Below are 21,863 nucleotides of genomic sequence, written 5' to 3'. Positions count from 1 at the left end.
ACCTGAACCCACTTTCAGAGGAGCCGGCACCATGCCTGCGACCCGCATCTGGTTGAAAAACCCCCTCGCCATCTTCACAGCCAACAGCCTCGACGCCCGTGGCGGCCTGGTGATTGAAGACGGCCGTATCCAGCAAGTACTTGGCCTGGGGCAAAGCCCGGGCAGCCCCTGTGGACAAGTCTTCGATGCCCGTGAACACGTGGTGTTGCCAGGACTTATCAACACCCACCACCACTTCTACCAGACCCTGACCCGCGCCTGGGCGCCGGTGGTCAACCAGCCGCTGTTCCCCTGGCTGAAAACCCTCTACCCGGTCTGGGCCCGGCTGACCCCGGCCAAGCTTGAACTGGCGACCCGCGTGGCCCTGGCCGAGCTGTTGCTGTCGGGCTGCACCACCGCCGCCGACCACCATTACCTGTTCCCCGATGGCCTGGAAAACGCCATCGACGTGCAAGTCGAAGCGGTACGCAAACTGGGCATGCGCGCCATGCTCACCCGCGGCTCCATGAGCCTGGGCGAAGCCGACGGCGGCCTGCCGCCGCAACAGACGGTGCAACAGGGCGAAGTGATCCTGGCGGACAGCCAGCGACTTATCCACAGCTACCATGAGCGTGGTGACGGTGCGCAGGTCCAGATCGCCCTGGCGCCCTGCTCGCCGTTCTCGGTCACGCCGCAAATCATGCGCGCCAGCGCCGATCTGGCCAAAGCGCTGGACGTGCGCCTGCACACTCACCTGGCCGAAACCCTCGACGAAGAGGACTTCTGCCTGCAGCGCTTCGGCCTGCGCACGGTCGATTACCTCGACAGTGTCGGCTGGCTCGGCCCGCGCACCTGGCTGGCTCATGGCATCCATTTCAATCCGGACGAGATCGCCCGCCTGGGCGCCGCCGGCACCGGCATCTGCCATTGCCCAAGCTCGAACATGCGCCTGGCCTCGGGCATCTGCCCAACCCTGGAACTGACCCGGGCCGGGGCGCCGGTGGGCCTGGGCGTGGACGGTTCGGCCTCCAACGACGCCTCCAACATGATCCTCGAAGCGCGCCAGGCCCTGTACCTGCAACGGCTGCGCTACGGCGCCGAAGCGATTACGCCGGAACTGGTTTTGGGTTGGGCCACCCGCGGCTCGGCGCAGTTGCTCGGGCGTACCGACATCGGCGAGCTGGCGGTGGGCAAACAGGCCGACCTGGCCCTGTTCAAACTCGACGAGCTGCGCTTCTCCGGCAGCCACGACCCGCTCTCGGCCCTACTGCTGTGCGGCGCCGACCGCGCCGACCGGGTCATGGTCGGCGGCCAGTGGCGGGTTGTCGATGGCCAGATCGAGGGGCTGGATGTCCAGGCGCTGATCGCCGATCACCGTCAGGCCGCCGCACAATTGATCGCGGGCTGATAGCGCAAAGGCGAGCAATGCCAACATGATGACGGTGGCGAAGCGCACGAAGAGGGTCATGCCCTCGATCGCGTTGGTTTCGCCATCGTTGAAGGTTACCCGCAGGAACCGCCTGGTCAGCTTTCTCCGCGTAGACAGCGCAACCTCTGTAGAATGGCGGCAACCGCACCTGATGAGATTCCACCACTATGTACGACTGGCTTAACGCTCTGCCCAAGGCAGAATTGCACCTGCACCTGGAAGGATCGCTGGAGCCCGAGTTGCTGTTCGCCCTGGCCGAGCGCAACAAGATTGCCCTGCCCTGGAACGATGTCGAAGCCCTGCGCAGCGCCTATGCGTTCAACAACCTGCAAGAGTTTCTCGACCTCTACTACCAGGGCGCCGATGTGCTGCGTACCGAGCAGGACTTCTACGACCTGACCTGGGCTTACCTGCAGCGTTGCAAGGCGCAGAACGTGATTCACACCGAGCCGTTCTTCGACCCGCAGACCCATACCGATCGCGGCATCCCTTTCGAGGTTGTGGTCAATGGCATCAGAGCGGCACTCAAGGATGGCCAGCAGCAACTGGGCATCAGCAGCGGCCTGATCCTCAGTTTCCTGCGCCACCTCAGTGAAGAGCAAGCCCACAAGACCCTCGATCAGGCCATGCCGTTTCGTGATGCCTTCATTGCCGTCGGCCTCGACAGCTCGGAGATGGGCCACCCGCCGAGCAAGTTCCAGCGGGTGTTCGACCGGGCCCGTAGCGAAGGCTTCCTGACCGTTGCCCACGCTGGCGAAGAAGGCCCGCCCGAATACATCTGGGAGGCCATCGACCTGCTGAAGATTCAGCGTATCGACCATGGCGTACGCGCCATCGAAGACGAGCGCCTGATGCAGCGGATCATCGACGAGCAGATCCCGCTGACCGTCTGCCCGCTGTCCAACACCAAGCTGTGCGTGTTCGAGCACATGAGCCAGCACAACATCCTCGACATGCTCGAGCGTGGCGTGAAGGTCACGGTCAACTCCGATGACCCGGCGTACTTCGGGGGTTACGTCACCGAGAACTTCCAGGCCCTGCATGAGCACCTGGGCATGACCCAAGACCAGGCGCGGCGCCTGGCGCAGAACAGCCTGGATGCGCGGTTGGTCAAACCCTGACATTGGAGCTGGACCTGTAGGAGCGGGCTTGACCCGCGATGAGGCCAGTGCAGCCTGCACATCGGGTAGCGCTCGATCGCGGGGCAAGCCCGCTCCTACAGGTTAATCCTGAATCTCGCTCAGCTCCTCCAGGGTCTTACCGCGGGTCTCGACCCCGAACACCCCAACCACCAGCGCCGCCACGGCAAAGCACAGTGCCCCCAGGGCAAACACCCCGCCCTGCCCGGCCAACGGAAACAGCAAGCCGGTGACCATCGGCCCGAGCAGCGAACCGATACGCCCGACCGCCGAGGCAAACCCCGAACCGGTAGCCCGCGCCGAAGTGGGATAGAGCTCGGGAGTGTAGGTGTAGAGCACTGCCCACATCCCGAACAGAAAAAACTGCATCAGCAGCCCCGTGCCGATCAACAGCTCCACCTGCCCGCCAAACACCGCACTTTGCCCGTACAGGTAGGCCATGACACCACCACCCAGCAAGGTCATCACGCAGGTCGGCTTGCGCCCCCACACCTCCACCAGCCAGGCCGCGACGAGAAACCCGGGAATCCCGCCCAGGGAAATCAGCACGGTGTAGTACACCGACTGAGTAACAGCGAAACCTGACTGCTGCAGCAACGCGCTGAGCCACGAGGTCAGACCGTAGAAGCCCAGCAAGGCAAAGAACCAGACACTCCAGATCATCAGGGTGCGGCGACGGTACTGCGTCGACCAGAGCTCAACGAACGCCGAGAAAAAGCCCGGTGTCTGCGGCGCCGTTCGTGCCAATGGCACCGGTACGGGTAATTGCTGCAGCCCCAGCGAATTCATCACCTTTGCCTCGATGCCACGTAGCACCGTATCAGCCTCCAGCAGACGACCGGATTGCTCGAGCCAGCGCGGCGATTCGGGCAGAAAAAAGCGAATGGCCAAAACGAACACCGCAGGCACCGCGAGCACCAGGAAGATGTCGCGCCAGCCAATCAGCGGCAGCAGAAAATACGACAGCACGCCGGCGGCCACGAAACCCAGGGGCCAGAAACCATCCATCAGGGCAATGTAGCGGCCGCGGCGCTTGGCCGGAATCAGCTCCGAAAGCATCGACTGGGCAATCGGAAACTCCATGCCCATGCCGATCCCCAGCAGTACTCGATACAACGTCAGGGTTTCGACCGACTGCGCGGTCGAGCACAGGTAACTGGCCAGTCCCCAGAGCACGATGCTCCACTGGAACACCGGCTTGCGCCCGAAGCGGTCACCGAGCATTCCGGACAGCGATGCGCCCAGCACCATGCCGAAGAAGCTCGAACTGGCCAGTAACCCGGCCTGGGCAGTGCTCAAGCCGAACTCGGCTTTGATCGAGCCGAGCAGGAAGGTCATCATCGCCAGGTCCATGGAGTCGAAGAAGAACGCCAGGGCGATGATGATGAAAATCAGACGGTGGTAACCACTGATCGGCAAGCGTTCCAGACGCTGCGCCGCACTGTAGTCCTGAGCTGCCATGCAAGAATCCCCCGCAGTTGTGCCAACCCCGAGTGTCACGGCATCTGCCTTCGGGCGAGTTGTCAGCAGCGACCTCGCCAAATGCCGCAACGACGCCTGCCAAGCAGGCGCCTCTCCTCGGTTCAGCCGGCAGTCTTCAGCACTGGAACCTGGGCTATGCGGTTGATGTGTGCCAAACCCGTCGCGCTGATCTGCAACATGCGCGATGTTTCACTCTCACGTATCCAGCCGGACTGCAGAAACAGCTTGAGCAGGCTGCTGCCCAGCGCGCCTCCCAGATGTGGGCGGTGATCGCTCCATTCGCTGCAGCACCGGCAACTGCTGAAGCTTCGACGTTGATGCTGGGCCAGGGCCTCGATGAAAATCCCGTAAGCGGCGAACTGTGCGCGGCCGTGCGGGGTGACGTCGATGTGCTGCTCGCTGCCCTCCAGCCAGCCGGCATCGAACAGGCGCTGATAGAGATCGGCCGCCAGCTCGCCGCCCAGGTGATCGCCACACAGCCGTGCCCGGCGCATGGACAACGGAATGCCACCCACCTCCTGCTCGCGACTGTCTTCGGGTGTTTTGACCTGGACACTGGCCAGCGCCTCGACAGCCGCCCCAACTTCCGGCGCGGCTAACCTGAAATAACGTTTGCGCCCCCGCGGTTCCAGCTTCAGCAAGCCACTGGCCGACAACCTGGCCAGGTGAGCGCAGGCCGAAGAAGGCGTCAGCCCTGCCATGCTGGCGAGCTCATCGGAAGGTCGCGCCATGCCATCGATCAAGGCCCAGAGCATCGCACTGCGTTTCGGGTCTGCCAACAAGCTGGCGATCTGGCTGATACTCGTTACTGGTTTCATATCTCAACTCCCTGCGAGATCATGTCTGATATCGATTGATTAACCATGTCGGCAGCATTTACTGCGAGGTGTCCGATGCCAGAAAGGCAGGAAGTGGAAGTTATCAAGTCATCGTGTTCCTCCTGCAACACGAACATACAAAAGTTATTCAGGCTACTTGCGGTCAAGCACCTCACCGGCAGTCAGCCCGGGCCAGGGCCAGGCGATGTCTGAGTGAGAGGTAATACTTGCCGACCTGGACATGGAAGTATCTCTCGCTGGAAATGACTGCTGGATCCATTATAAGCCGCGTTGCGCCAACGTAATCCGGTCGATTTCCAAGGTATTGGCAACCTCAGCAATGGCCACCAGGCACAAGACTGAAGATACGTTTGGACATGAACACCCCAACCCCCATGTTACATATCTTGCTAGCAATTGACGGATTATTATCAAGTTCAGATCGCCCGATAAAACCTACAACAAATTATGCTGAAACTCACAAGAATTGCATGCCAGTCATGTAGGAGTGTCACGTAATAGCAACTTCTTGGGCAGTTTAACCCAGCAGTTTCTCGAGCATTATCTGACAACGCGCTCGAAGCATATTTCGCAATAACTGCACGGGTTTGCCCAACTGCGCCCGGTGGGTGCACATCAGGTTCAGGGGCGCCGCTTCACCACGCAGTTGTGGCATTAGCAACTTGAGGCGTCCGGCCTGCACATCGTTGGCCACATCCAGCCAGGACTTGTAAGCAATACCGACACCGGCCAGTGCCCAGCGCCGGACCACATCGGCATCATCACAAAAACGATCACCGTTGACGCTCACACCGACCTCACTGGCGCCCTCGCCAAAGCGCCAATGGTCATGCACACGGCTGCCCAACTGATACAGCAGGCAATTGTGCTCGGCCAGTTGCGCCACTTCGGCCGGCTCACCGTGGCGGGCCAGGTAGGCAGGTGATGCACACAGCACCCGGCGGTTATCCGGGCACAACGGCAACGCCACCAGACTGGAGTCTTCCGGGGCGCCATAGCGCAGGGCGATGTCCGCCGCCTGGCGAAACAGGTCGGCGTTGCGATCGCCCAGCAGCAAGCGCACGTTAAGCTGCGGGTGTTCATCCTGCAGCTCGTCGAGCCACGGCAAGAGTACGTTACGACCAAAATCCGAGGGCGCCGACAACAGCAGGGTACCGCTGACCTGATCCTGCCCATGGGCCAGGACTCGCTGCCCCTCCTCCAGGCTCGCCAGGGCGGAACGGGCATGCTGCAAGTACCCCTCACCCTCGGCGGTCAGGCGCAGATTGCGGGTCGAGCGCGCCAGCAAGCGCACGCCCAACTGCTGCTCCAGACGTTTGAGCGAAGCACTGGCCACTGCCGGTGACAGGTCAAGCAAGCGTGCGGCCGCAGACAGGCTGCCCAGCTCGGCGGCACGAACGAACAACTGCAGATCATCGATACGCATCCGAGACACTCGCCATTATCAAAAAAATATTGAAAGATTCTGTAGTTTTATCGGCTTTTAACGACAAGTGAAAGCGCCAATCATGGGGTCACGCCCTATCTGCCAAGGACCACCCCATGAAAGCCATTGCCTACTATCACTCCCTGCCCATCACCGACCCGGCAGCCCTGCAGGACATCGAACTGCCAGCCCCCGAGCCAGGCCCACGCGACCTGCTGGTGGCGGTGCGGGCGATCTCGGTGAACCCGGTCGATACCAAGGTTCGCCAGAACGTGTCGCCAGAAGGCGGCGCCGCCAAGGTGCTGGGCTGGGACGTGGCCGGGGTGGTCAAGGCGGTGGGGCGCGAGGTCAGCCTGTTCCAGCCGGGCGACAAGGTTTACTACGCCGGCTCCATCGCCCGTGCTGGCGGCAACAGTGAACTGCACGTGGTGGATGAACGAATCGTCGGGCACATGCCGAAAACCCTGGGCTTTGCCGAGGCTGCGGCGCTGCCTTTGACGGCTATCACGGCCTGGGAGCTGTTGTTCGAACGTCTGCAAATCGCCGAAGCCCAGCAGGACCAGGGCCAGAGCCTGCTGATCGTCGGCGCCGCCGGCGGTGTCGGCTCGATCCTCACCCAACTGGCGAGCACGCTGACCGGTCTCACCGTGATCGGCAGCGCCTCGCGCCCACAAACCCAGGACTGGGTGCGCAAGCTGGGCGCCGATCAGGTGGTCGATCACAGCCAGCCGCTGGCTGCCGCGCTCAAGGCTCAGGGCATCGAGCAGGTCACCCATGTCGCCAGCCTGACCCAGACTGACCAGCACCTCGATCAACTGGTCGAAGCCCTGGCGCCACAAGGCAAACTGGCACTGATCGATGACCCCAAGCAGTTGGACGTCACCAAGCTCAAGCGCAAGAGCCTGTCGCTGCACTGGGAGTTCATGTACACCCGCTCGCTGTTCGAAACCGCCGACATGATCGAGCAGCACAACCTGCTCGAGCGGGTTGCCGAACTGATCGATAACGGCACCCTCAAGACCACCCTCGGCGAGCACTTCGGCACCATCAATGCCGCCAACCTGCGCCGCGCCCATGCCCTGCTGGAAAGCGGCGCAGCCAAGGGCAAGATCGTTCTCGAAGGTTTCTGAAACCCCGCGCCCGCCGCGTTTTCGCGGCGCACGCGACCGTCAGTCCGACAACTGACCCAGGTCATTCCGCTCCCCGTGGCCAGCGCTACAATGCATCAGCCAACGCCAACCTCAGGTATGCAGATATGAATATCCAGGTCAGTGCATCAGCAAAAAAGCCCGGCTGCCCATGGCAGGTTCAGCTCGACCAGCATGTGGTGAGCTTTCGCAGCGAGGCCGAGGCCCGCGCCTTCGTCAACACCCTGCAAGCCCGGCTCCAGGCCCCGCACCCGCTCAAACGCAGCGGCTGAGAGTCAAGCGCCGGGTCAGCATCGCCACGCTCACCACCGCCAGGCCGCACAAGCTGATGACGATGGCCATCGGCACCGCCGTGCCATCGTGCAGCACCCCCACCAGCGCCGCGGCACCGGCGGCCACGCTGAACTGCAGGCAACCCAGCAGTGCTGAAGCGCTGCCGGCCCGGGCGCCCTGCCCGCTCATGGCACAGGCCGAGGCGTTGGGGATGATGCAGCCCAGGCTGGCAATACAGATGAACAGCGGAATCAACAACGGCCACAACGCCGTCGGGTGCAATGCACTGATCCCCAGCAGGGTCAGCCCCGCCGCCAGGTAAACCCATACCGCACGCGCCAGCAGGAAGGCCGGGCCACGCTTGGCCAGCAGCCGCGCGTTGACCTGCGCCACCAGGATGAACCCTGCGGCGTTACTGCCGAACAGCCAGCCATAGTGCTCGGCCGGCACGCCATAGAGTTTGATGAAGACGAACGGCGAACCGGCGATGTAGGCAAACATCCCGGCAATGGCGATGCCACCGGTCAAGGCGTGGCCGAGGAAGATGCGCTCCTTGAACAGCCTCCCGTACTGGCGCATGGCACCGGACAACGGCTGGCGCGGCTGGTTGGCCGGCAGGCTTTCCGGCAGGCCGAGCGCCACGGCCAGGGTGCACAGGGCACTGAACAGGGTCAGGGCGATAAAGATCGACTGCCAACCGTACAGGTTGACCATCAGGCCACCGAGCATCGGTGCCAGGATCGGCGCCAGGCCCATGACCAGCATCAGTTGCGAAAAGACTTTGGCCGACCCCACCGCATCGCACTTGTCGCTGACAATCGCTCGCGACAGCACCATCCCGGCGCAACCACCAAGGGCCTGGACGAAGCGCGCCACGATCAACGTGTCGAGGCTCGGGGCAAAGGCACAGGCCAGCGACGCCACGGTAAATAGCGTCACCCCGACCAGCAGCGGAATGCGCCGGCCAAAGCGGTCGGCCACTGGTCCATAGGCCAGCTGGCCAATCGACAGGCCGAGAAAGTACGCCGCGAGGGTGGTCTGGATATGCTTCTCGTCGGTGCCGAAGGCCAGCGCCATGGCCGGGAAACCGGGCAGGTAGAAGTCGATCGCCAGGGGCCCGAACGCACTCAAGGCGCCGAGAATCAGGATGGTTCGCAGGTTCATCGGAAATCCGTAGCAGGCTAAGCAAGTCCGCTAGTCTAACCGCCCTGCCGGGGTTTCGCTGACAGAGTTACGCCTGCGCGATGAATCTTTTATCCACCGCGCGGGCGTCAGAGGTCAGACGGCTTCGGCCGTGTAGCCCTCTTCGCGAATCGCCGAGAGAATTTCCTCGGCCGGCAACTCGCTCTGCACTTTTACCTGCTTCTGACCCAGATCGACCTCAACCCTGGCGTCTGCATCCTGGGCCTGAACCGCGCGAGTGACAGCCTTGACGCAATGGCCGCAGGTCATTCCTTGAACAGTGAATACTTGCATTGCAACAGCCTCCTGTGGGGTTTGAGCGCAGTCTCAAGCTTGCCACCGGGGCAAGGTCAAGTACGAGGATTGCCTGCCGGGCTGGAAATCGGCGCGCCGCTCCGCCAAGCTGCAAGCCTTAGAATCGATTTGCAGGAGTTTGAATTCATGCGCAGGGCAGCTTTGGGCCTTTTCGGCCTGATGGGAGCATTGAGCCTGATCCCCCCGGCCAGTGCCGAGGGCAATGCCGACTACAGCATTCTGACCATTTCCCGCGAGCGCCTGGAAGTGGCGACCTCGTGCGAGATCGGCGTGTACCTCGATGACCAGCTTTCGGCGCGGCTGTTTCAGGAGCAGTCGACCTCGTTCAACCTGCCGCCGGGCCAGGTCGCGGTGCGCCTGCGCCTGCTGCCGGCACAGGCCCCCGGGTGCCAGAACGGCCTGGAGAACCAGCGCAACCAAAAGCTGACCCTGAGGGCCGGTGAGATCAATAAATACCGCATTGCCGTGGATCAGAATGGCCTCAAGCTGATCAGGGCCGGCCTGGGCTATTGACCTTCCCCGCATGGCAAGGTTGATGCTTGAGGCCTGTCCAAGGAGGAGTGCCCCATGTCCGCATCTACCACGTTCGACCTGCCGATTGCCGGCATGACCTGCGCCAGCTGTGCTGGCCGGGTCGAGCGCGCCCTGCGCAAGGTCGTCGGCGCCGAACAGGTCAGTGTCAACCTGGCCACCGAACAGGCCCGGGTCCAGGCCCCGGCTGATAGCCTGCCAGCGCTGGTCGAAGCTGTTGAGCAAGCCGGCTACAGCGTCCCATCCCAGACCCTCGAACTGCAGATCGGCGGCATGACTTGCGCCTCCTGTGCCGGCCGTGTCGAACGTGCCCTGGCCAAGGTTCCGGGCGTGCAGCAGGTGACCGTCAACCTGGCCAACGAACGCGCGCACTTGCAGCTGTTTGGCCAGATCGACAGCAGCGTGCTGATCGATGCCGTCAGCCAGGCCGGTTACACCGCCAGCTTGCCGCAGAGCGCCAAGGTCAACCAGGCCGAGGCCGAACAGCGACTGCGCAAAGAGCGTTGGTCGGTGGCCCTGGCGGTGTTGCTGGCCTTGCCGCTGGTGCTGCCGATGCTACTGCAACCCTTTGGCATCCACTGGATGCTGCCGGCCTGGGTGCAGTTCGTCCTGGCCACGCCGGTGCAGTTCATTCTCGGTGCGCGTTTTTATGTCGCCGCGTGGAAAGCCGTGCGCGCCGGCGCCGGCAACATGGACCTGCTGGTCGCAATCGGCACCAGCGCCGGCTACGGCCTGAGTATCTACCAATGGGTCACGACCAGGGACGGCATTGTTCCGCACTTGTACTTCGAGGCCTCGGCCGTGGTGATTGCCCTGATCCTGCTCGGCAAGTACCTGGAAAGCCGCGCCAAACGGCAAACCGCCAGCGCCATCCGCGCGCTGGAAGCCTTGCGCCCGGAACGCGCGCTGTTGCTGGTCGACGGCCAGGAGCGCGATGTCGCCATCAGCGAACTGCGCCTGCATGACCTGGTGCTGGTCAAGCCTGGCGAACGCTTCCCGGTCGACGGTGAAGTGATCGAAGGCCTGAGCCACGCCGACGAAGCACTGATCAGCGGCGAAAGCCTGCCGGTACCGAAACAGCCGGGCGACAAGGTCACCGGCGGCGCGATCAACGGTGAAGGCCGCCTGCTGGTCCGCACCCTGGCTCTGGGCACAGAAACCGTGCTGGCGCGTATCATCCGTCTGGTCGAAGACGCCCAGGCTGCCAAGGCGCCGATCCAGAAACTGGTAGACCGGGTCAGCCAGGTGTTCGTACCGGCCGTACTGGTCCTGGCGCTGATCACCCTGGTTGGTTGGCTGCTCGATGGCGCACCGATGGAGTACGCACTGATCAACGCCGTTGCCGTGCTGGTGATCGCCTGCCCATGCGCCTTGGGCCTGGCCACACCGACGGCGATCATGGCCGGCACCGGTGTCGCCGCCCGCCACGGCATCCTGATCAAGGATGCCGAAGCCCTGGAACGTGCCTATGCGGTCAACCGCGTGGTATTCGACAAAACCGGCACCCTCACTTCCGGCAGCCCGCGCATCGTCCACAGCCGGGCACTGGTGGGCGAGCAGGCGCACCTGCTGCAACTGGCCGGCGCCCTGCAGCGCGGCAGCGAACATCCGCTGGCCAAGGCGGTGCTGGATGCCTGTGAAGAACAAGGCCTGCCTGTGGCCGCTATCAGCAACAGCCAGTCGCTGACCGGCCGCGGTATCGCCGGCAGCCTCGATGGCCGCGAACTGGCCCTGGGCAACCGTCGCCTGCTGGATGAAAGCGGCCTGCAACCCGGCGAGCTGGCCGCCAGCGCCCAGGCTTGGGAAGCCGAAGGCCGCACCCTGTCGTGGTTGATCGAACGCAGCCCGCAGGCGCGGGTGCTGGGCCTGTTCGCATTTGGTGACAGCCTCAAACCTGGCGCCGGGCAAGCGGTCCGGCAACTGGCCGGACAAGGCATCAGCAGCCACCTGCTGACCGGCGACAACCGCGGCAGCGCCAAGGTGGTGGGTGAAGCCCTAGGCATCACCGACGTGTACGCCGAGGTACTGCCCGCCGACAAGGCCGCCACCGTTGCCGCGCTCAAGCAGTCCGGCGTAGTGGCGATGGTCGGCGACGGGATCAACGATGCCCCGGCACTGGCCGCTGCGGACATCGGCATCGCCATGGGCGGCGGCACCGACGTGGCCATGCAGGCAGCCGGAATCACCCTGATGCGCGGCGATCCGCGCCTGGTGCCGGCAGCCCTGGAGATCAGCCGCAAGACCTACGCCAAGATTCGCCAGAACCTGTTCTGGGCGTTTATCTACAACCTGATCGGCATTCCCCTGGCCGCCTTCGGCATGCTCAACCCGGTGCTGGCCGGCGCCGCCATGGCCCTGTCGAGTGTCAGCGTGGTCAGCAACGCGCTATTGCTGAAAACCTGGAAACCGGCCACCCCGCCTGAGGACGATGCCCAATGAATATCGGCCAAGCCGCCCGCCGCTCGGGCCTGAGCGCGAAGATGATCCGCTACTATGAGTCGATCGGCCTGCTCAAGCCGGCCTTGCGCAGCGACAGCGGCTATCGCCTGTACCAGCAGGAAGACCTGCACCAGCTGGCATTCATCAAGCGCTCGCGGGACCTGGGGTTTTCACTGGAAGAAGTCGCCCGCCTGCTGACCTTGTGGCAGGACCGTCAGCGCGCCAGCGCCGACGTCAAGGCCTTGGCCAGCCAGCATATCGATGACCTCAACCGGCGCATCGAGGAGCTGGTGAGCTTGCGTGACACCTTGAGCGAGCTGGTTGCCCACTGCCAGGGCGACGACCGCCCGGACTGCCCGATCCTCAAGGACCTGGCAGCCGGCGGCAGTTGCTGTCACTGACGGCGTTTACTGGAGCCAGGGCGGCGCCGGTTCTTCGTCCTTGACCATGCCCCGTTCGGCGTCGGCCTTGGCCGCACGTCGACGGGCTTCATCGATGCGTGCCGCGTCGATCTCGCGCATCACCCCATCAACGTCGGCGCTGTGCTCATCATCGGCGAATACCCCGGTCAGCGGGCTTTCCGGGAGCAAGTTGCCGGCCTGGTACAGCGCCCACATCTCGCGGGCGTAACGCGTCTGCTTGAGCTCCGGGGCAAAGCGCCCGAAGTAGGCGGCCATGTTGCCGACATCGCGCTCGAGCATGCTGAACGCATGGTTGTTGCCCGCGGCATCGACCGCTTGCGGCAGGTCGATGATCACCGGGCCGTCGGGCCCGAGCAGTACGTTGAACTCCGAGAGGTCGCCATGGACCAGGCCGGTGCAGAGCATCAGCACGATCTGGCGGATCACGAAGGTGTGGTACTCCCGCGCCTGCTCAGGCTCCAGGTGCACGTCGTTCAGGCGTGGCGCGGCATCACCGTACTCGTCGGCCACCAGTTCCATGAGCAGCACACCATCGAGAAAATCATAAGGCTTGGGCACCCGCACACCGGCATTGGCCAGGCGGAACAACGCCGCCACTTCGGCGTTCTGCCAGGCGTCTTCGGCCTCCTTGCGGCCGAACTTGGAGCCCTTGGCCATGGCCCGGGCCTGACGGCTGTTGCGCACCTTGCGGCCTTCCTGGTACTCGGCAGCCTGGCGGAAACTGCGCTTGTTGGCTTCTTTGTAGACCTTGGCGCACCGTAGCTCCCGACCGCAGCGGACCACATACACCGCAGCCTCCTTGCCACTCATCAGTGGTCGTAGTACTTCGTCGACCAGTCCATCTTCAACCAGCGGTTCAATGCGTTTTGGAGTCTTCATCGGTTTCTGTCGGGGGTCCTGTCTGGCCAAACACGTGATTGTTATAGGTCACAGGTCCTGGAACCTGCTTGTCGCTGAAGCAAGACCGCACTGCGTTGTAACGGCAATCCGCCTGACTTGCCATTCTTTTTCTGCCCGATGGCGACCAATCGGTCACAAAAATCGCCAATCATCAATAAATACGGGGGATTCTTCCCGAGTAACACTTTATTTCCAGAGTCCACGGCCGATGTAGTCTGCAGCAGCCTCGTACGTTTACAAGAAAAATTCTGGAGCGCGGATGAACATAAAACAAAAACTGACCTGGGCTTTTGCCGTGATCGCCGGCTTGCCAGTGATCCTGGTCGCTACCCTGGTGGTCCTCAACCTGCGCAGTGAAGCCCGCGAAGGCTTCGTCGACGGCAGCAGCCGCGAGATCCGCCAGGTGGCCAACGCCATGCAACTGTTCTTCGAAGGCATCAGCCAGAACGTCGACTACCTGGCTGCCCAGCCACTGGTCAGCGCCACCGGCAACGAGCTGAAAAAGTACATGAGCGCAGATGCCGCACAGATCGCCTTGGGTGAACCTGACAAGAAACTCCACGATTTCTTCGCCAGCCTCGCCGCCAGCCATCCCGCCTACTCATATTTGTCCTACGGACTGAGCGACGGCGGTTACGCCATGTGGCCGGGCGACGCGAAAATGGCCAACTACGACCCACGCCAGCGCCCCTGGTACCAGGCGGCCATGGCCTCCCCGGGCAAAACCCTGCGCACCGACGCCTACTACTGGGCCGGTGACGATGCGGTGCTGGTCAGCACCGTGCGGGCAGTGCCCAACCAGCTCGGCAACCCCGGCGGCGTGGTCAGTATCGACGTCTCGCTCAAGCAGCTGACCGAGATCGTCAAGCAGATCAAGCTTGGCGAAAGCGGCTACCTGATGCTGCTCGAAGACAATGGCAACGTGCTGGTCGACCCGCGCGCTCCGGCGCACAACTTCAAGCCGCTGGGCAGTCTCGGTGCCGGGTATGCAGAACTGGCCAAGGCCGGCAAGGGCCTGGTCGAAGTCGAGCTCGATGGCGAGCGCTACATGGCCAACGTCTGGCCCTCGGAGCAACTGGGCTGGAACTTCATCGGCCTGATCCGCCACGACGAAGTGATGCACACCGCGACCCAGCTGACCTGGCTGGTGGCCGCCATCGCCATCGTGCTGGCGGCGGTGTTTGCCCTGGTCGGGGCCACTTTCGCCAAGCTCATCGTGCGCCCGATCCACAGCGTCACCAGCGGCCTGGAAGGTATCGCCCAAGGTGAAGGCGACCTGACCCGCAGCCTGGACGTGCGCGGTCGCGACGAAACCGCGCAACTGGCCAACTGGTTCAACCAGTTCCTGGCCGCGATCCGCAACCTGATCCAGAGCATCGGCCAGGCGGCGAACAAGATCCTCGCCACCTCCAGCAGCTCGACCCAGGTGTCCCACGACATGGCCGAAGCCGCCGGGCGCCAGCGTGAAGCGGTGGACATGGTGTCAACCGCCTTCCACGAAATGGTTGCCACCGCCAACGAAGTCGCACGCTCCTGCAGCCAAGCCGCCGATTCGGCCGACAGTGGCCAGCAACAGGCCCGCGAAGGCCAACAGCAGATCGATGCGGCGGTGCAGAGCGTCGATCGCCTGAGCCAGGAGATCGAGCAATCAGCGCAGTCGATGCAGCAACTCGAACGCGACAGCAACGCCATTCAATCGATCCTCGGCACCATCCGCTCGATTGCCGAGCAGACCAACCTGCTGGCCCTCAACGCCGCCATCGAGGCCGCCCGCGCCGGTGAGCAAGGCCGTGGCTTTGCCGTGGTTGCTGACGAGGTGCGGGCGCTGGCCAAGCGCACCGCCGACTCCACCGCCGAGATCGACAACCTGCTCGGCAACCTGGCCAAGCGCACCAGTGAAGTGGCCCAGCAGATGCACGCCAGCCTCGAAGTATCGCAGCAGTCAGTCAGCCGCATTAGCCTGGCGCGCAGCAGCTTCGGGCAGATCCGCGAGTCGGTGGACATCATCCGCGACATGAACACCCAGATCGCCACTGCCGCTGAAGAACAGCACCAGGTGGCCGAAGACATCAACCGCCATATCAGCCAGATCCACGGCGATGCGCAGTTGGTGGCGGAGCTGGCCAACTCGGCGCGCCAGGACTCGCAGAGCCTGGCCGGTTTGTCCAACGAACTGGATGCGCTGGTACGGCGCTTTCGTACCTGACGACTACAGGCGCAGTTCGCCCGGGGTGACGCCGAACAGGCCCTTGAACGCGCCGATGTAGGCCGAGGTGGAACGCCAGTCGCCCGGCCCCGGTGGTGAGTCAGCCGGCACGGGTCAACGCTCGATGATCGCCGTCACGCCCTGACCGCCAGCAGCGCAGATCGAGATCAGGCCACGGCCCTTGCCGGCACTGGCCAGCAACTTGGCCATGTTCGCCAGAATGCGCCCGCCGGTGGCCGCGAAGGGATGCCCGGCGGCCAACGAGCTGCCCTTGACGTTGAGCTTGCTGCGGTCGATCGAACCCAGTGGCGCATCCAGGCCCAGGCGGCTCGTGCAGTACTCGGGGTCTTCCCAGGCCTTGAGGGTGCACAGCACTTGTGCGGCGAAGGCCTCATGGATTTCGTAGTAGTCAAAATCCTGCAGGGTCAGGCCATTGCGCGCCAACAAGCGCGGCACCGCGTAAGCCGGGGCCATCAACAGCCCTTCCTGGCCTTTGACGAAATCCACCGCAGCGGTTTCACCATCGACCAGGTAGGCCAGCACCGGTAAACCGCGTTCGCGAGCCCAGTCTTCACTGCCCAGCAGCACCACCGAGGCGCCATCGGTCAATGGCGTGGAGTTGCCGGCGGTCAGGGTGCCCTGGCCGCTGCGGTCGAATACCGGCTTGAGGCTGGCGAGTTTTTCCAGGGTCAGGTCGGGGCGCAGGTTGTTGTCGCGGGTCAGGCCCAGGAAGGGCGTGAGCAGGTCGTCATGCCAACCCTCGACAAAGGCGCCAGCCATGTTCTGGTGACTGCGCAGGGCCAGCGCGTCCTGTTCCTGGCGGTCGATCTGCCAGGTCTTGGCCATCTGCTCGCAATGCTCGCCCATCGACAAGCCGGTGCGCGGCTCGCCGTTGCGCGGCAGCTCGGGTTTAAGGTGGCCGGGACGCAGCTTGAGGAAGGCCTTGAGCTTGTCGGCGGTGCTCTTGCCACGGTTGGCCTGCAGCAAGATGCGCCGCAAGCCTTCGCTCACCGCGATCGGTGCATCCGACGTGGTATCAACGCCACCGGCAATGCCGCAGTCGATTTGCCCCAGGGCGATCTTGTTGGCCACCAGCAGGGCGGTTTCCAGGCCCGTGCCGCAGGCCTGCTGCAGGTCGTAGGCCGGCGTTTGCGCTGACAGCCGCGAGCTGAGCACGCTTTCGCGGGCCAGGCTCATGTCGCGCGAATGCTTGAGTACCGCCCCCGCCGCCACTTCCCCAAGGCACAGGCCATGCAGGCTGTAGCGTTCGATCAGGCCTTCAAGCGCGGCGGTGAGCATCGCCTGGTTGCTGGCGGTGGCATAAGGGCCGTTGGAACGGGCGAAAGGAATTCGATTGCCGCCTATGATTGCGACCCGGCGCAGTGAGCGCATGCGTGCTGTCCTCTTTTTCCCCAATGGTCCGCTACAGCGTAGGTGTTTTTTGCACATTCGAACGACCAATGGCCAATCATGGTCCACACTTTGAAGCTATTTCAGGGAGAACCGCACATGAGCGACCGCTATATCGACTTCGCCAACTCCAAACTCGGCCACCGCCTGGTAGGAGCTGTCGGCCTGCCCAGCCCGGCCCGCCTGGAGCGCTGGGAAGCCGGCCGCCTGCGGCCGATCGAAGGCGCCCTGTTGCTTGGCGGCGGGCCGTTGGCAAAGACTGTCGAAGCCTTCGCCAAGCGCCTGACCGACGAGTTGTACAGCTTTGCCAGCCCCGAACTCGAAGCCAGCGAGTGGGTGGCCGGGCTGGGGCCCAAGCTCAAGGCAGTGGTGTTCGATGCCAGCGAGCTGGGCGATATCGACCAGCTCAAGCAATTGCGCGAATTCTTCCAGCCGTTGCTGCGCAGCCTGGCGCCCAGCGCCCATGTCGTCATACTCGGCCGCACCCCGGAACAGCTCGACGAGCCGCTGGCGCGCGTTGCCCAGCGCGCCCTCGAAGGTTTCAGCCGCTCGCTGGCCAAGGAGCTGCGCGCGGGCGGCACCCTGCAACTGCTGTATGTCAACCCAGCGGCCGAAGACCAGCTCGAAGGTGCGTTGCGTTTCTTCCTTTCACCGAAAAGCGCGTTTATCTCCGGCCAGGTATTGCGCCTGGAAGCCTGTGGCGCCGTGGTGCAGGACTGGAGCCGGCCACTGGCCGGGCGCAAGGCACTGGTCACTGGCGCTGCCCGTGGCATTGGTGCGGCGATTGCCGAAACCCTGGCCCGCGATGGCGCCGAGGTGATCCTGCTCGACGTGCCGCCCGCCAAGGCCGACCTCGAAGCCCTCGCCGCACGTTTGGGCGGGCGCAGCCTGGCCCTGGACATCTGCGCGGCGGATGCCCCGGCGCAGTTGCTCGAAGCCTTGCCGGACGGTATCGACATCGTCGTGCACAACGCGGGCATCACCCGCGACAAGACCCTGGCCAACATGACCCCGGAATTCTGGGACTCGGTGCTGGCGGTCAACCTCAAGGCCCCGCAACTGCTGACCCAGGCGTTGTTCGACAGCGGCGCCCTGCACGACAACGCGCGCATCGTGCTACTGGCCTCGATCAGCGGCATCGCCGGCAACCGTGGCCAAGCCAACTATGCTGCCAGCAAAGCCGGGCTGATCGGCCTGGCCCAGGCCTGGGCAGCGAAGCTGGCCGCGCGCGGCGCCAGCATCAACGCCGTGGCCCCCGGTTTTATCGAAACCCGCATGACCGCGGCCATCCCCTTCGCCCTGCGCGAGGCCGGGCGGCGCATGAGCTCGCTGGGCCAGGGCGGCTTGCCCCAGGATGTCGCCGAAGCGGTGGCCTGGCTGGCGCAACCGGGCAGTGGCGCAGTCAATGGCCAGGTGTTGCGGGTTTGCGGCCAAGCCGTGATGGGGGCCTGAAATGACCCGTAAATGGATTGAGCTGAGCAGCACCGCGGCGCTCTCCGGGCTATACCTGCGCGCTGCACGCAAACGCAAGATCAGCGGCGACAGCCTGCCGGCCAGCGGCTTGCGCTGCCACCTTGGCGTCGACCCGCAACAACTGGAGGCCTACCGCAAACTCTGTCACTTCAGCGACGACGGGCGCCTGCCGCCTACCTTTCCCCACGTCATGGCCTTCGCCTTGCAGATGCAGTTGCTGACCGCCGCGGACTTCCCCTTCCCGCTGCTGGGGCTGGTGCACCTGCACAACAGCATTCGTGTGCTGCGACCGCTGGGCGGTATCAGTCGCCTGCGTTTCAGCGTATCGGTGGATAACCTGCAGCCGCACGAAAAAGGCGCCACCTTCGAGCTGATCACCGAAGCCGAAGACGGCCTCGGCCTGCTCTGGTCGCAAACCAGCCGCATGCTCTGCCGTGGCCTGAAGCTGGGCGGCGAGCCGGCAGTTGCCGATGCGCCCGAAGCCCTGGCCCTGAGCGAACTGACCCGCTGGTACGCCGACAGCGATATCGGCCGGCGTTACGCCAAGGTCTGCGGCGACTACAACCCGATTCACCTGAGCGCCGCCAGCGCCAGGCTGTTCGGTTTTCCCACCGCCATCGCCCACGGCATGTGGAGCAAGGCCATGGCCCTGGCAGCCTTGCGCGGCCACTTGCCGGTCAGCGGCTATGAACTCGAAGTGGGTTTTCTCAAGCCGGTGCGCCTGCCCAGCGAAGTGATCCTCAACACCAGCCCGGCGGCGGCCGAAGGCCAGTTGCAACTCGACGGCCATGGCGAGCTGGTGCACATGCGCGGGGCCTGGCGGTCATTGCGCTGACAGCGCCCTCTTGCGTTGCAACGGCGCCCGCCTGAAGCTATGCCGCTTGAGGAGAGCGCCGATGAACCTGCAAGAACTGACCCAACGCCTGCACCGTATTCGCGACAACAACGACTGGCGCGGCTTTCACAGCCCGAAAAACCTGGCCATGGCTGCCAGTGTCGAGATGGCCGAACTGGTGGAAATCTTCCAGTGGCTGACTGAAGACCAGTCGCGCCAATTGCCGCCCGAGCAGCTGGCACACGCCGGCCAGGAAGTCGGCGACATCGTCCTTTACCTGTTGCTGCTGTGCAGCGAACTGGGCCTGGACATGGAACAGGTGGTCAACAGCAAGCTGGCCGACAGCGAAAGGCGTTTTGCCAAATGAACGACCGTCATTTCGATGAACTGGCTACCCGTTTTGCCGAGAAAATCTACGGCGGCGCCAAGGGCGCGATACGCCTGGCGGTGCTTCAGGCCGACCTCGCCGAAGCCCTGCCCGAGCGCCCCCTGCGCGTCCTGGATATCGGTGCCGGCCTGGGACATATGGCCCTGTGGCTGGCCCAGCGCGGGCATCAGGTCACCCTGGCCGAACCCGCCGCGCCGATGCTCGACGGCGCCCGCGAGCGCTTTGCCGACGCCGGCCAGCAGGCCACCTTCATCCAGGCGCCCTGGCAGGACCTGCTCGGCCAGCTGACCGAACCCTATGACCTGGTGCTATGCCATGCGGTGCTGGAATGGCTGGCCGAACCCGAGACCATCCTGCCGGTGCTGCATCAGTTGACCCGCGCTGACGGCATGCTGTCATTGGCGTTCTACAACCGCGACGCACTGGTGTACCGCAACCTGCTCAAGGGTCATTTTCGTAAGTTGCGCAGCAATGAACTGGCCGGCGAGAAGCAGAGCCTGACCCCGCAAAAACCACTTGATCCGCGTACGCTCAAGGCGCAACTTGAAGACTTGTGGCAGGTCGAAAGTGAAAGTGGTGTGCGGGTTTTCCACGACTACATGCCCCGCGATTTCCAGGCCAAGGCCGAACTGTCCGAGCTGCTGGAAATGGAACTGGCGCATCGTCGTCATCCGGCCTTCGCCGGGTTGGGCCGCTACCTGCACTGGATCTGTCGACCGCGCTGAACCGCGCCCGCCGGGAGGGTGACATGCCGTACCGTTTGACCCTGGCCCTGCTGGGCCTGGCCCTGGCCGCCTGCCAGGGCAGCAACCCTTATGTCGCCAGCTCCCGCCCGCTGCCACCGGCCCCAGCACAGGCAGCCACGACCTTCGATGCCAGCGCCTACCCCGCAGCTCCCCGCGACTACGCCCGCTACCGCAGTTGGGCCTGGCGCAATGGCCAGCTGCCGGCTGGCAGCACCTATGCCGATCCCGCCCAGCTGGCCGATGCCGTCAGCAATGCCCTCGACCAGCGCGGCCTGCGTCCGGCCCGCAATGGCCAGGAAGGCGACCTGCTGGTCAGCGCCGACCTGCGCCTGGAACGGCGCCTGCGTCAGGTTCGCGAAGATTATTCCGCCTATGACCGCTATCCCTATGGCGGCTATGGCAGTTACGGGCGCTATCACAATGGTTACGGGGTCTACACCAGCGTGCCGCTGGTGCGTACCTACGAAGTCGAGGTAATGGTGGTGCGCGTTGACCTGTATGACGCGCGCGACGGCCAGCCGGTGTGGAGCGCCAGCGCCGAAACCGCCAGCCAGGACTCCCAGGGCAAGCGCGCCGATGCCCTGCGAGAGTCAGTGCAAAAGGCGCTGGCCAGCTATCCTCCCAGTTAAAGGCAATCGGAGAACCACCATGTTGCGCCGTCTCGCTTTACTTTCGTTAATGCTGTTGCTCGGTGCCTGCCAAAGTGGCAACGTCACCCAGGACTTCGATGCCAGCCGCGATTTTGCCGCCTACCGTAGCTGGGTCTGGCAGGAGCCGGGGTTGCAATATCGCCCGGATGATCCGCGGATCAAGAGCGACCTCACCGAACAGCGCATCCGCCAGGCGGTGGCCGGCCAGCTTGACCAGCGCGGCCTGCGCCCGGCCCAGGGCAATAGCCGTGGCGACCTCAAGGTCCAGGCCTACCTGATCGTCGAGAACCGCCAGCAACAGATCACCACCCACTATGGCGGCGGTTGGGGGGGCTACTGGGGTGGCTACTGGGGCGGGCCGATGTACAACGAAACCCGCAGTGTCGACTACAAGGTGGCAACCATCCAGGTGGACATGTTCGACGCCCGCGACGGCAAGCTGGTGTGGCGCGGCAGTGCCGAGCAGATCATGAACAACTACCCGCCAAGCCCGGAAGAACGCAATACGGCGATCCACAACACCGTCGCCAAACTGATGGGCAACTACCCGCCCCGCTGAGTCTCACGGGTCAGTCGCCATAAAGGCGACTGGCCATTATCTTGGCTACACTCCCTTGCACTGCTGCCCCGCGCGGCCATCGGCCGGCAAAG

21 protein-coding genes and 1 pseudogene are annotated in these 21,863 nt (G+C 64.0%); 15 read left to right on the top strand and 7 right to left on the bottom strand.

Annotation, left to right across the window (positions count from 1 at the left end):
* The first annotated feature begins 31 nt into the window (after positions 1–31).
* Both PspR32_RS03080 and PspR32_RS03075 read left to right on the top strand, forming a co-directional pair.
* Positions 32–1,387, top strand: coding sequence for an 8-oxoguanine deaminase (locus tag PspR32_RS03080; RefSeq protein WP_036995576.1), 1,356 nt, complete (start codon positions 32–34; stop codon positions 1,385–1,387).
* 188 nt (positions 1,388–1,575) lie between these two features.
* Positions 1,576–2,529, top strand: coding sequence for an adenosine deaminase (locus PspR32_RS03075; RefSeq protein WP_010221748.1), 954 nt, complete (start codon positions 1,576–1,578; stop codon positions 2,527–2,529).
* A gap of 102 nt (positions 2,530–2,631) precedes the next feature.
* Here PspR32_RS03075 and PspR32_RS03070 read toward each other — a convergent pair whose 3' ends face one another.
* The 3 genes from PspR32_RS03070 to PspR32_RS03060 all read right to left on the bottom strand — a co-directional run bounded on the left by PspR32_RS03070 (position 2,632) and on the right by PspR32_RS03060 (position 6,294).
* Positions 2,632–4,008: an MFS transporter gene (locus PspR32_RS03070; RefSeq protein ID WP_010221747.1), complete on the bottom strand. Its 1,377-nt coding sequence runs from the start codon at positions 4,006–4,008 to the stop codon at positions 2,632–2,634.
* Positions 4,009–4,130: 122 nt separating this feature from the next.
* Positions 4,131–4,847 carry an ArsR/SmtB family transcription factor gene (locus PspR32_RS03065; RefSeq protein ID WP_010221746.1) on the bottom strand — a complete coding sequence of 239 codons (717 nt, stop codon included), beginning with the start codon at positions 4,845–4,847 and terminating at the stop codon, positions 4,131–4,133.
* Positions 4,848–5,385: 538 nt separating this feature from the next.
* Positions 5,386–6,294, bottom strand: coding sequence for a LysR family transcriptional regulator (locus PspR32_RS03060; RefSeq protein ID WP_010221745.1), 909 nt, complete (start codon positions 6,292–6,294; stop codon positions 5,386–5,388).
* 116 nt (positions 6,295–6,410) lie between these two features.
* On the opposite strand from PspR32_RS03060, the gene PspR32_RS03055 reads away from it, so the two are divergent.
* A complete protein-coding gene (locus PspR32_RS03055; protein WP_100783461.1) occupies positions 6,411–7,424 on the top strand; it encodes a zinc-binding alcohol dehydrogenase family protein in 1,014 nt (337 codons plus the stop codon).
* A gap of 125 nt (positions 7,425–7,549) precedes the next feature.
* Entirely contained in the window at positions 7,550–7,714 is a 165-nt protein-coding gene (locus PspR32_RS26145) for a hypothetical protein (protein ID WP_010221743.1), read from the top strand.
* Here the strand turns inward: PspR32_RS26145 and PspR32_RS03050 are convergent.
* A complete protein-coding gene (locus tag PspR32_RS03050; RefSeq protein WP_159388073.1) occupies positions 7,698–8,879 on the bottom strand; it encodes a multidrug effflux MFS transporter in 1,182 nt (393 codons plus the stop codon). The two genes, PspR32_RS26145 and PspR32_RS03050, sit on opposite strands and share 17 nt — an antisense overlap.
* Positions 8,880–8,993: 114 nt before the next feature.
* Positions 8,994–9,191 (bottom strand): heavy-metal-associated domain-containing protein, encoded by a 198-nt coding sequence (locus PspR32_RS03045; protein ID WP_010221741.1) that lies wholly within the window; start codon positions 9,189–9,191, stop codon positions 8,994–8,996.
* Positions 9,192–9,338: 147 nt separating this feature from the next.
* Between PspR32_RS03045 and PspR32_RS03040 the strand changes: the two genes are divergently transcribed.
* The 3 genes from PspR32_RS03040 to cueR are packed head-to-tail and all read left to right on the top strand — an operon-like array spanning position 9,339 to position 12,583.
* Positions 9,339–9,725: a hypothetical protein gene (locus PspR32_RS03040; RefSeq protein WP_010221740.1), complete on the top strand. Its 387-nt coding sequence runs from the start codon at positions 9,339–9,341 to the stop codon at positions 9,723–9,725.
* A gap of 54 nt (positions 9,726–9,779) precedes the next feature.
* Positions 9,780–12,182 carry a heavy metal translocating P-type ATPase gene (locus tag PspR32_RS03035; protein ID WP_010221739.1) on the top strand — a complete coding sequence of 801 codons (2,403 nt, stop codon included), beginning with the start codon at positions 9,780–9,782 and terminating at the stop codon, positions 12,180–12,182.
* Complete coding sequence (gene cueR, locus PspR32_RS03030; protein WP_010221738.1) at positions 12,179–12,583, top strand: Cu(I)-responsive transcriptional regulator; 405 nt, start codon at positions 12,179–12,181, stop codon at positions 12,581–12,583. Before PspR32_RS03035 ends, cueR begins: the two co-directional genes overlap by 4 nt.
* A gap of 6 nt (positions 12,584–12,589) precedes the next feature.
* On the opposite strand, the gene PspR32_RS03025 is transcribed toward cueR, so the two are convergent.
* Positions 12,590–13,483, bottom strand: a complete 894-nt coding sequence (locus tag PspR32_RS03025) for a PA4780 family RIO1-like protein kinase (protein ID WP_036995573.1) — start codon at positions 13,481–13,483, stop codon at positions 12,590–12,592.
* 280 nt (positions 13,484–13,763) lie between these two features.
* Between PspR32_RS03025 and PspR32_RS26575 the strand changes: the two are divergent.
* Positions 13,764–14,852, top strand: a pseudogene (locus PspR32_RS26575) (cache domain-containing protein); the annotation flags it as partial.
* A 90-nt stretch (positions 14,853–14,942) separates the two neighbouring features.
* Complete coding sequence (locus PspR32_RS26570) at positions 14,943–15,710, top strand: methyl-accepting chemotaxis protein (protein WP_374045264.1); 768 nt, start codon at positions 14,943–14,945, stop codon at positions 15,708–15,710.
* Between the two features lie 114 nt (positions 15,711–15,824).
* On the opposite strand, the gene PspR32_RS03015 is transcribed toward PspR32_RS26570, so the two are convergent.
* The gene (locus PspR32_RS03015; RefSeq protein WP_010221734.1) at positions 15,825–17,102 is read right to left on the bottom strand and encodes an acetyl-CoA C-acetyltransferase; all 1,278 of its coding nucleotides are present in this window, start codon (positions 17,100–17,102) and stop codon (positions 15,825–15,827) included.
* Between the two features lie 117 nt (positions 17,103–17,219).
* On the opposite strand from PspR32_RS03015, the gene PspR32_RS03010 reads away from it, so the two are divergent.
* The 6 genes from PspR32_RS03010 (at position 17,220) to PspR32_RS02985 (ending at position 21,771) form a co-directional block, all read left to right on the top strand.
* The gene (locus PspR32_RS03010) at positions 17,220–18,572 is read left to right on the top strand and encodes a 3-oxoacyl-ACP reductase (protein WP_100783460.1); all 1,353 of its coding nucleotides are present in this window, start codon (positions 17,220–17,222) and stop codon (positions 18,570–18,572) included.
* Position 18,573: 1 nt separating this feature from the next.
* A complete protein-coding gene (locus tag PspR32_RS03005) occupies positions 18,574–19,428 on the top strand; it encodes a MaoC family dehydratase (RefSeq protein WP_159388072.1) in 855 nt (284 codons plus the stop codon).
* A 61-nt stretch (positions 19,429–19,489) separates the two neighbouring features.
* Positions 19,490–19,795: a MazG-like family protein gene (locus PspR32_RS03000; RefSeq protein ID WP_010221731.1), complete on the top strand. Its 306-nt coding sequence runs from the start codon at positions 19,490–19,492 to the stop codon at positions 19,793–19,795.
* Positions 19,792–20,541: a methyltransferase gene (locus PspR32_RS02995; RefSeq protein WP_010221729.1), complete on the top strand. Its 750-nt coding sequence runs from the start codon at positions 19,792–19,794 to the stop codon at positions 20,539–20,541. Before PspR32_RS03000 ends, PspR32_RS02995 begins: the two co-directional genes overlap by 4 nt.
* 23 nt (positions 20,542–20,564) lie before the next feature.
* Entirely contained in the window at positions 20,565–21,191 is a 627-nt protein-coding gene (locus tag PspR32_RS02990) for a DUF4136 domain-containing protein (protein WP_036995569.1), read from the top strand.
* 19 nt (positions 21,192–21,210) lie between these two features.
* Complete coding sequence (locus tag PspR32_RS02985) at positions 21,211–21,771, top strand: DUF4136 domain-containing protein (protein ID WP_026001226.1); 561 nt, start codon at positions 21,211–21,213, stop codon at positions 21,769–21,771.
* The last annotated feature ends 92 nt before the right edge of the window (positions 21,772–21,863 follow it).

Source organism: Pseudomonas sp. R32, assembly GCF_009866705.1.
Taxonomy (GTDB): Bacteria; Pseudomonadota; Gammaproteobacteria; order Pseudomonadales; family Pseudomonadaceae; genus Aquipseudomonas; species Aquipseudomonas donghuensis.
This window is presented reverse-complemented; position numbering and strand designations above follow the sequence as displayed.

Bases quoted from the DNA above. Each gene is read 5' to 3' on its own strand.
- PspR32_RS03080 (WP_036995576.1), top strand. From the start codon at position 32: ATGCCTGCGACCCGCATCTGGTTGAAAAACCCCCTCGCCATCTTCACA.
- PspR32_RS03075 (WP_010221748.1), top strand. From the start codon at position 1,576: ATGTACGACTGGCTTAACGCTCTGCCCAAGGCAGAATTGCACCTGCAC.
- PspR32_RS03070 (WP_010221747.1), bottom strand. From the start codon at position 4,008: ATGGCAGCTCAGGACTACAGTGCGGCGCAGCGTCTGGAACGCTTGCCG.
- PspR32_RS03065 (WP_010221746.1), bottom strand. From the start codon at position 4,847: ATGAAACCAGTAACGAGTATCAGCCAGATCGCCAGCTTGTTGGCAGAC.
- PspR32_RS03060 (WP_010221745.1), bottom strand. From the start codon at position 6,294: ATGCGTATCGATGATCTGCAGTTGTTCGTTCGTGCCGCCGAGCTGGGC.
- PspR32_RS03055 (WP_100783461.1), top strand. From the start codon at position 6,411: ATGAAAGCCATTGCCTACTATCACTCCCTGCCCATCACCGACCCGGCA.
- PspR32_RS26145 (WP_010221743.1), top strand. From the start codon at position 7,550: ATGAATATCCAGGTCAGTGCATCAGCAAAAAAGCCCGGCTGCCCATGG.
- PspR32_RS03050 (WP_159388073.1), bottom strand. From the start codon at position 8,879: ATGAACCTGCGAACCATCCTGATTCTCGGCGCCTTGAGTGCGTTCGGG.
- PspR32_RS03045 (WP_010221741.1), bottom strand. From the start codon at position 9,191: ATGCAAGTATTCACTGTTCAAGGAATGACCTGCGGCCATTGCGTCAAG.
- PspR32_RS03040 (WP_010221740.1), top strand. From the start codon at position 9,339: ATGCGCAGGGCAGCTTTGGGCCTTTTCGGCCTGATGGGAGCATTGAGC.
- PspR32_RS03035 (WP_010221739.1), top strand. From the start codon at position 9,780: ATGTCCGCATCTACCACGTTCGACCTGCCGATTGCCGGCATGACCTGC.
- cueR (WP_010221738.1), top strand. From the start codon at position 12,179: ATGAATATCGGCCAAGCCGCCCGCCGCTCGGGCCTGAGCGCGAAGATG.
- PspR32_RS03025 (WP_036995573.1), bottom strand. From the start codon at position 13,483: ATGAAGACTCCAAAACGCATTGAACCGCTGGTTGAAGATGGACTGGTC.
- PspR32_RS26570 (WP_374045264.1), top strand. From the start codon at position 14,943: ATGGCCGAAGCCGCCGGGCGCCAGCGTGAAGCGGTGGACATGGTGTCA.
- PspR32_RS03015 (WP_010221734.1), bottom strand. From the start codon at position 17,102: ATGCGCTCACTGCGCCGGGTCGCAATCATAGGCGGCAATCGAATTCCT.
- PspR32_RS03010 (WP_100783460.1), top strand. From the start codon at position 17,220: ATGAGCGACCGCTATATCGACTTCGCCAACTCCAAACTCGGCCACCGC.
- PspR32_RS03005 (WP_159388072.1), top strand. From the start codon at position 18,574: ATGACCCGTAAATGGATTGAGCTGAGCAGCACCGCGGCGCTCTCCGGG.
- PspR32_RS03000 (WP_010221731.1), top strand. From the start codon at position 19,490: ATGAACCTGCAAGAACTGACCCAACGCCTGCACCGTATTCGCGACAAC.
- PspR32_RS02995 (WP_010221729.1), top strand. From the start codon at position 19,792: ATGAACGACCGTCATTTCGATGAACTGGCTACCCGTTTTGCCGAGAAA.
- PspR32_RS02990 (WP_036995569.1), top strand. From the start codon at position 20,565: ATGCCGTACCGTTTGACCCTGGCCCTGCTGGGCCTGGCCCTGGCCGCC.
- PspR32_RS02985 (WP_026001226.1), top strand. From the start codon at position 21,211: ATGTTGCGCCGTCTCGCTTTACTTTCGTTAATGCTGTTGCTCGGTGCC.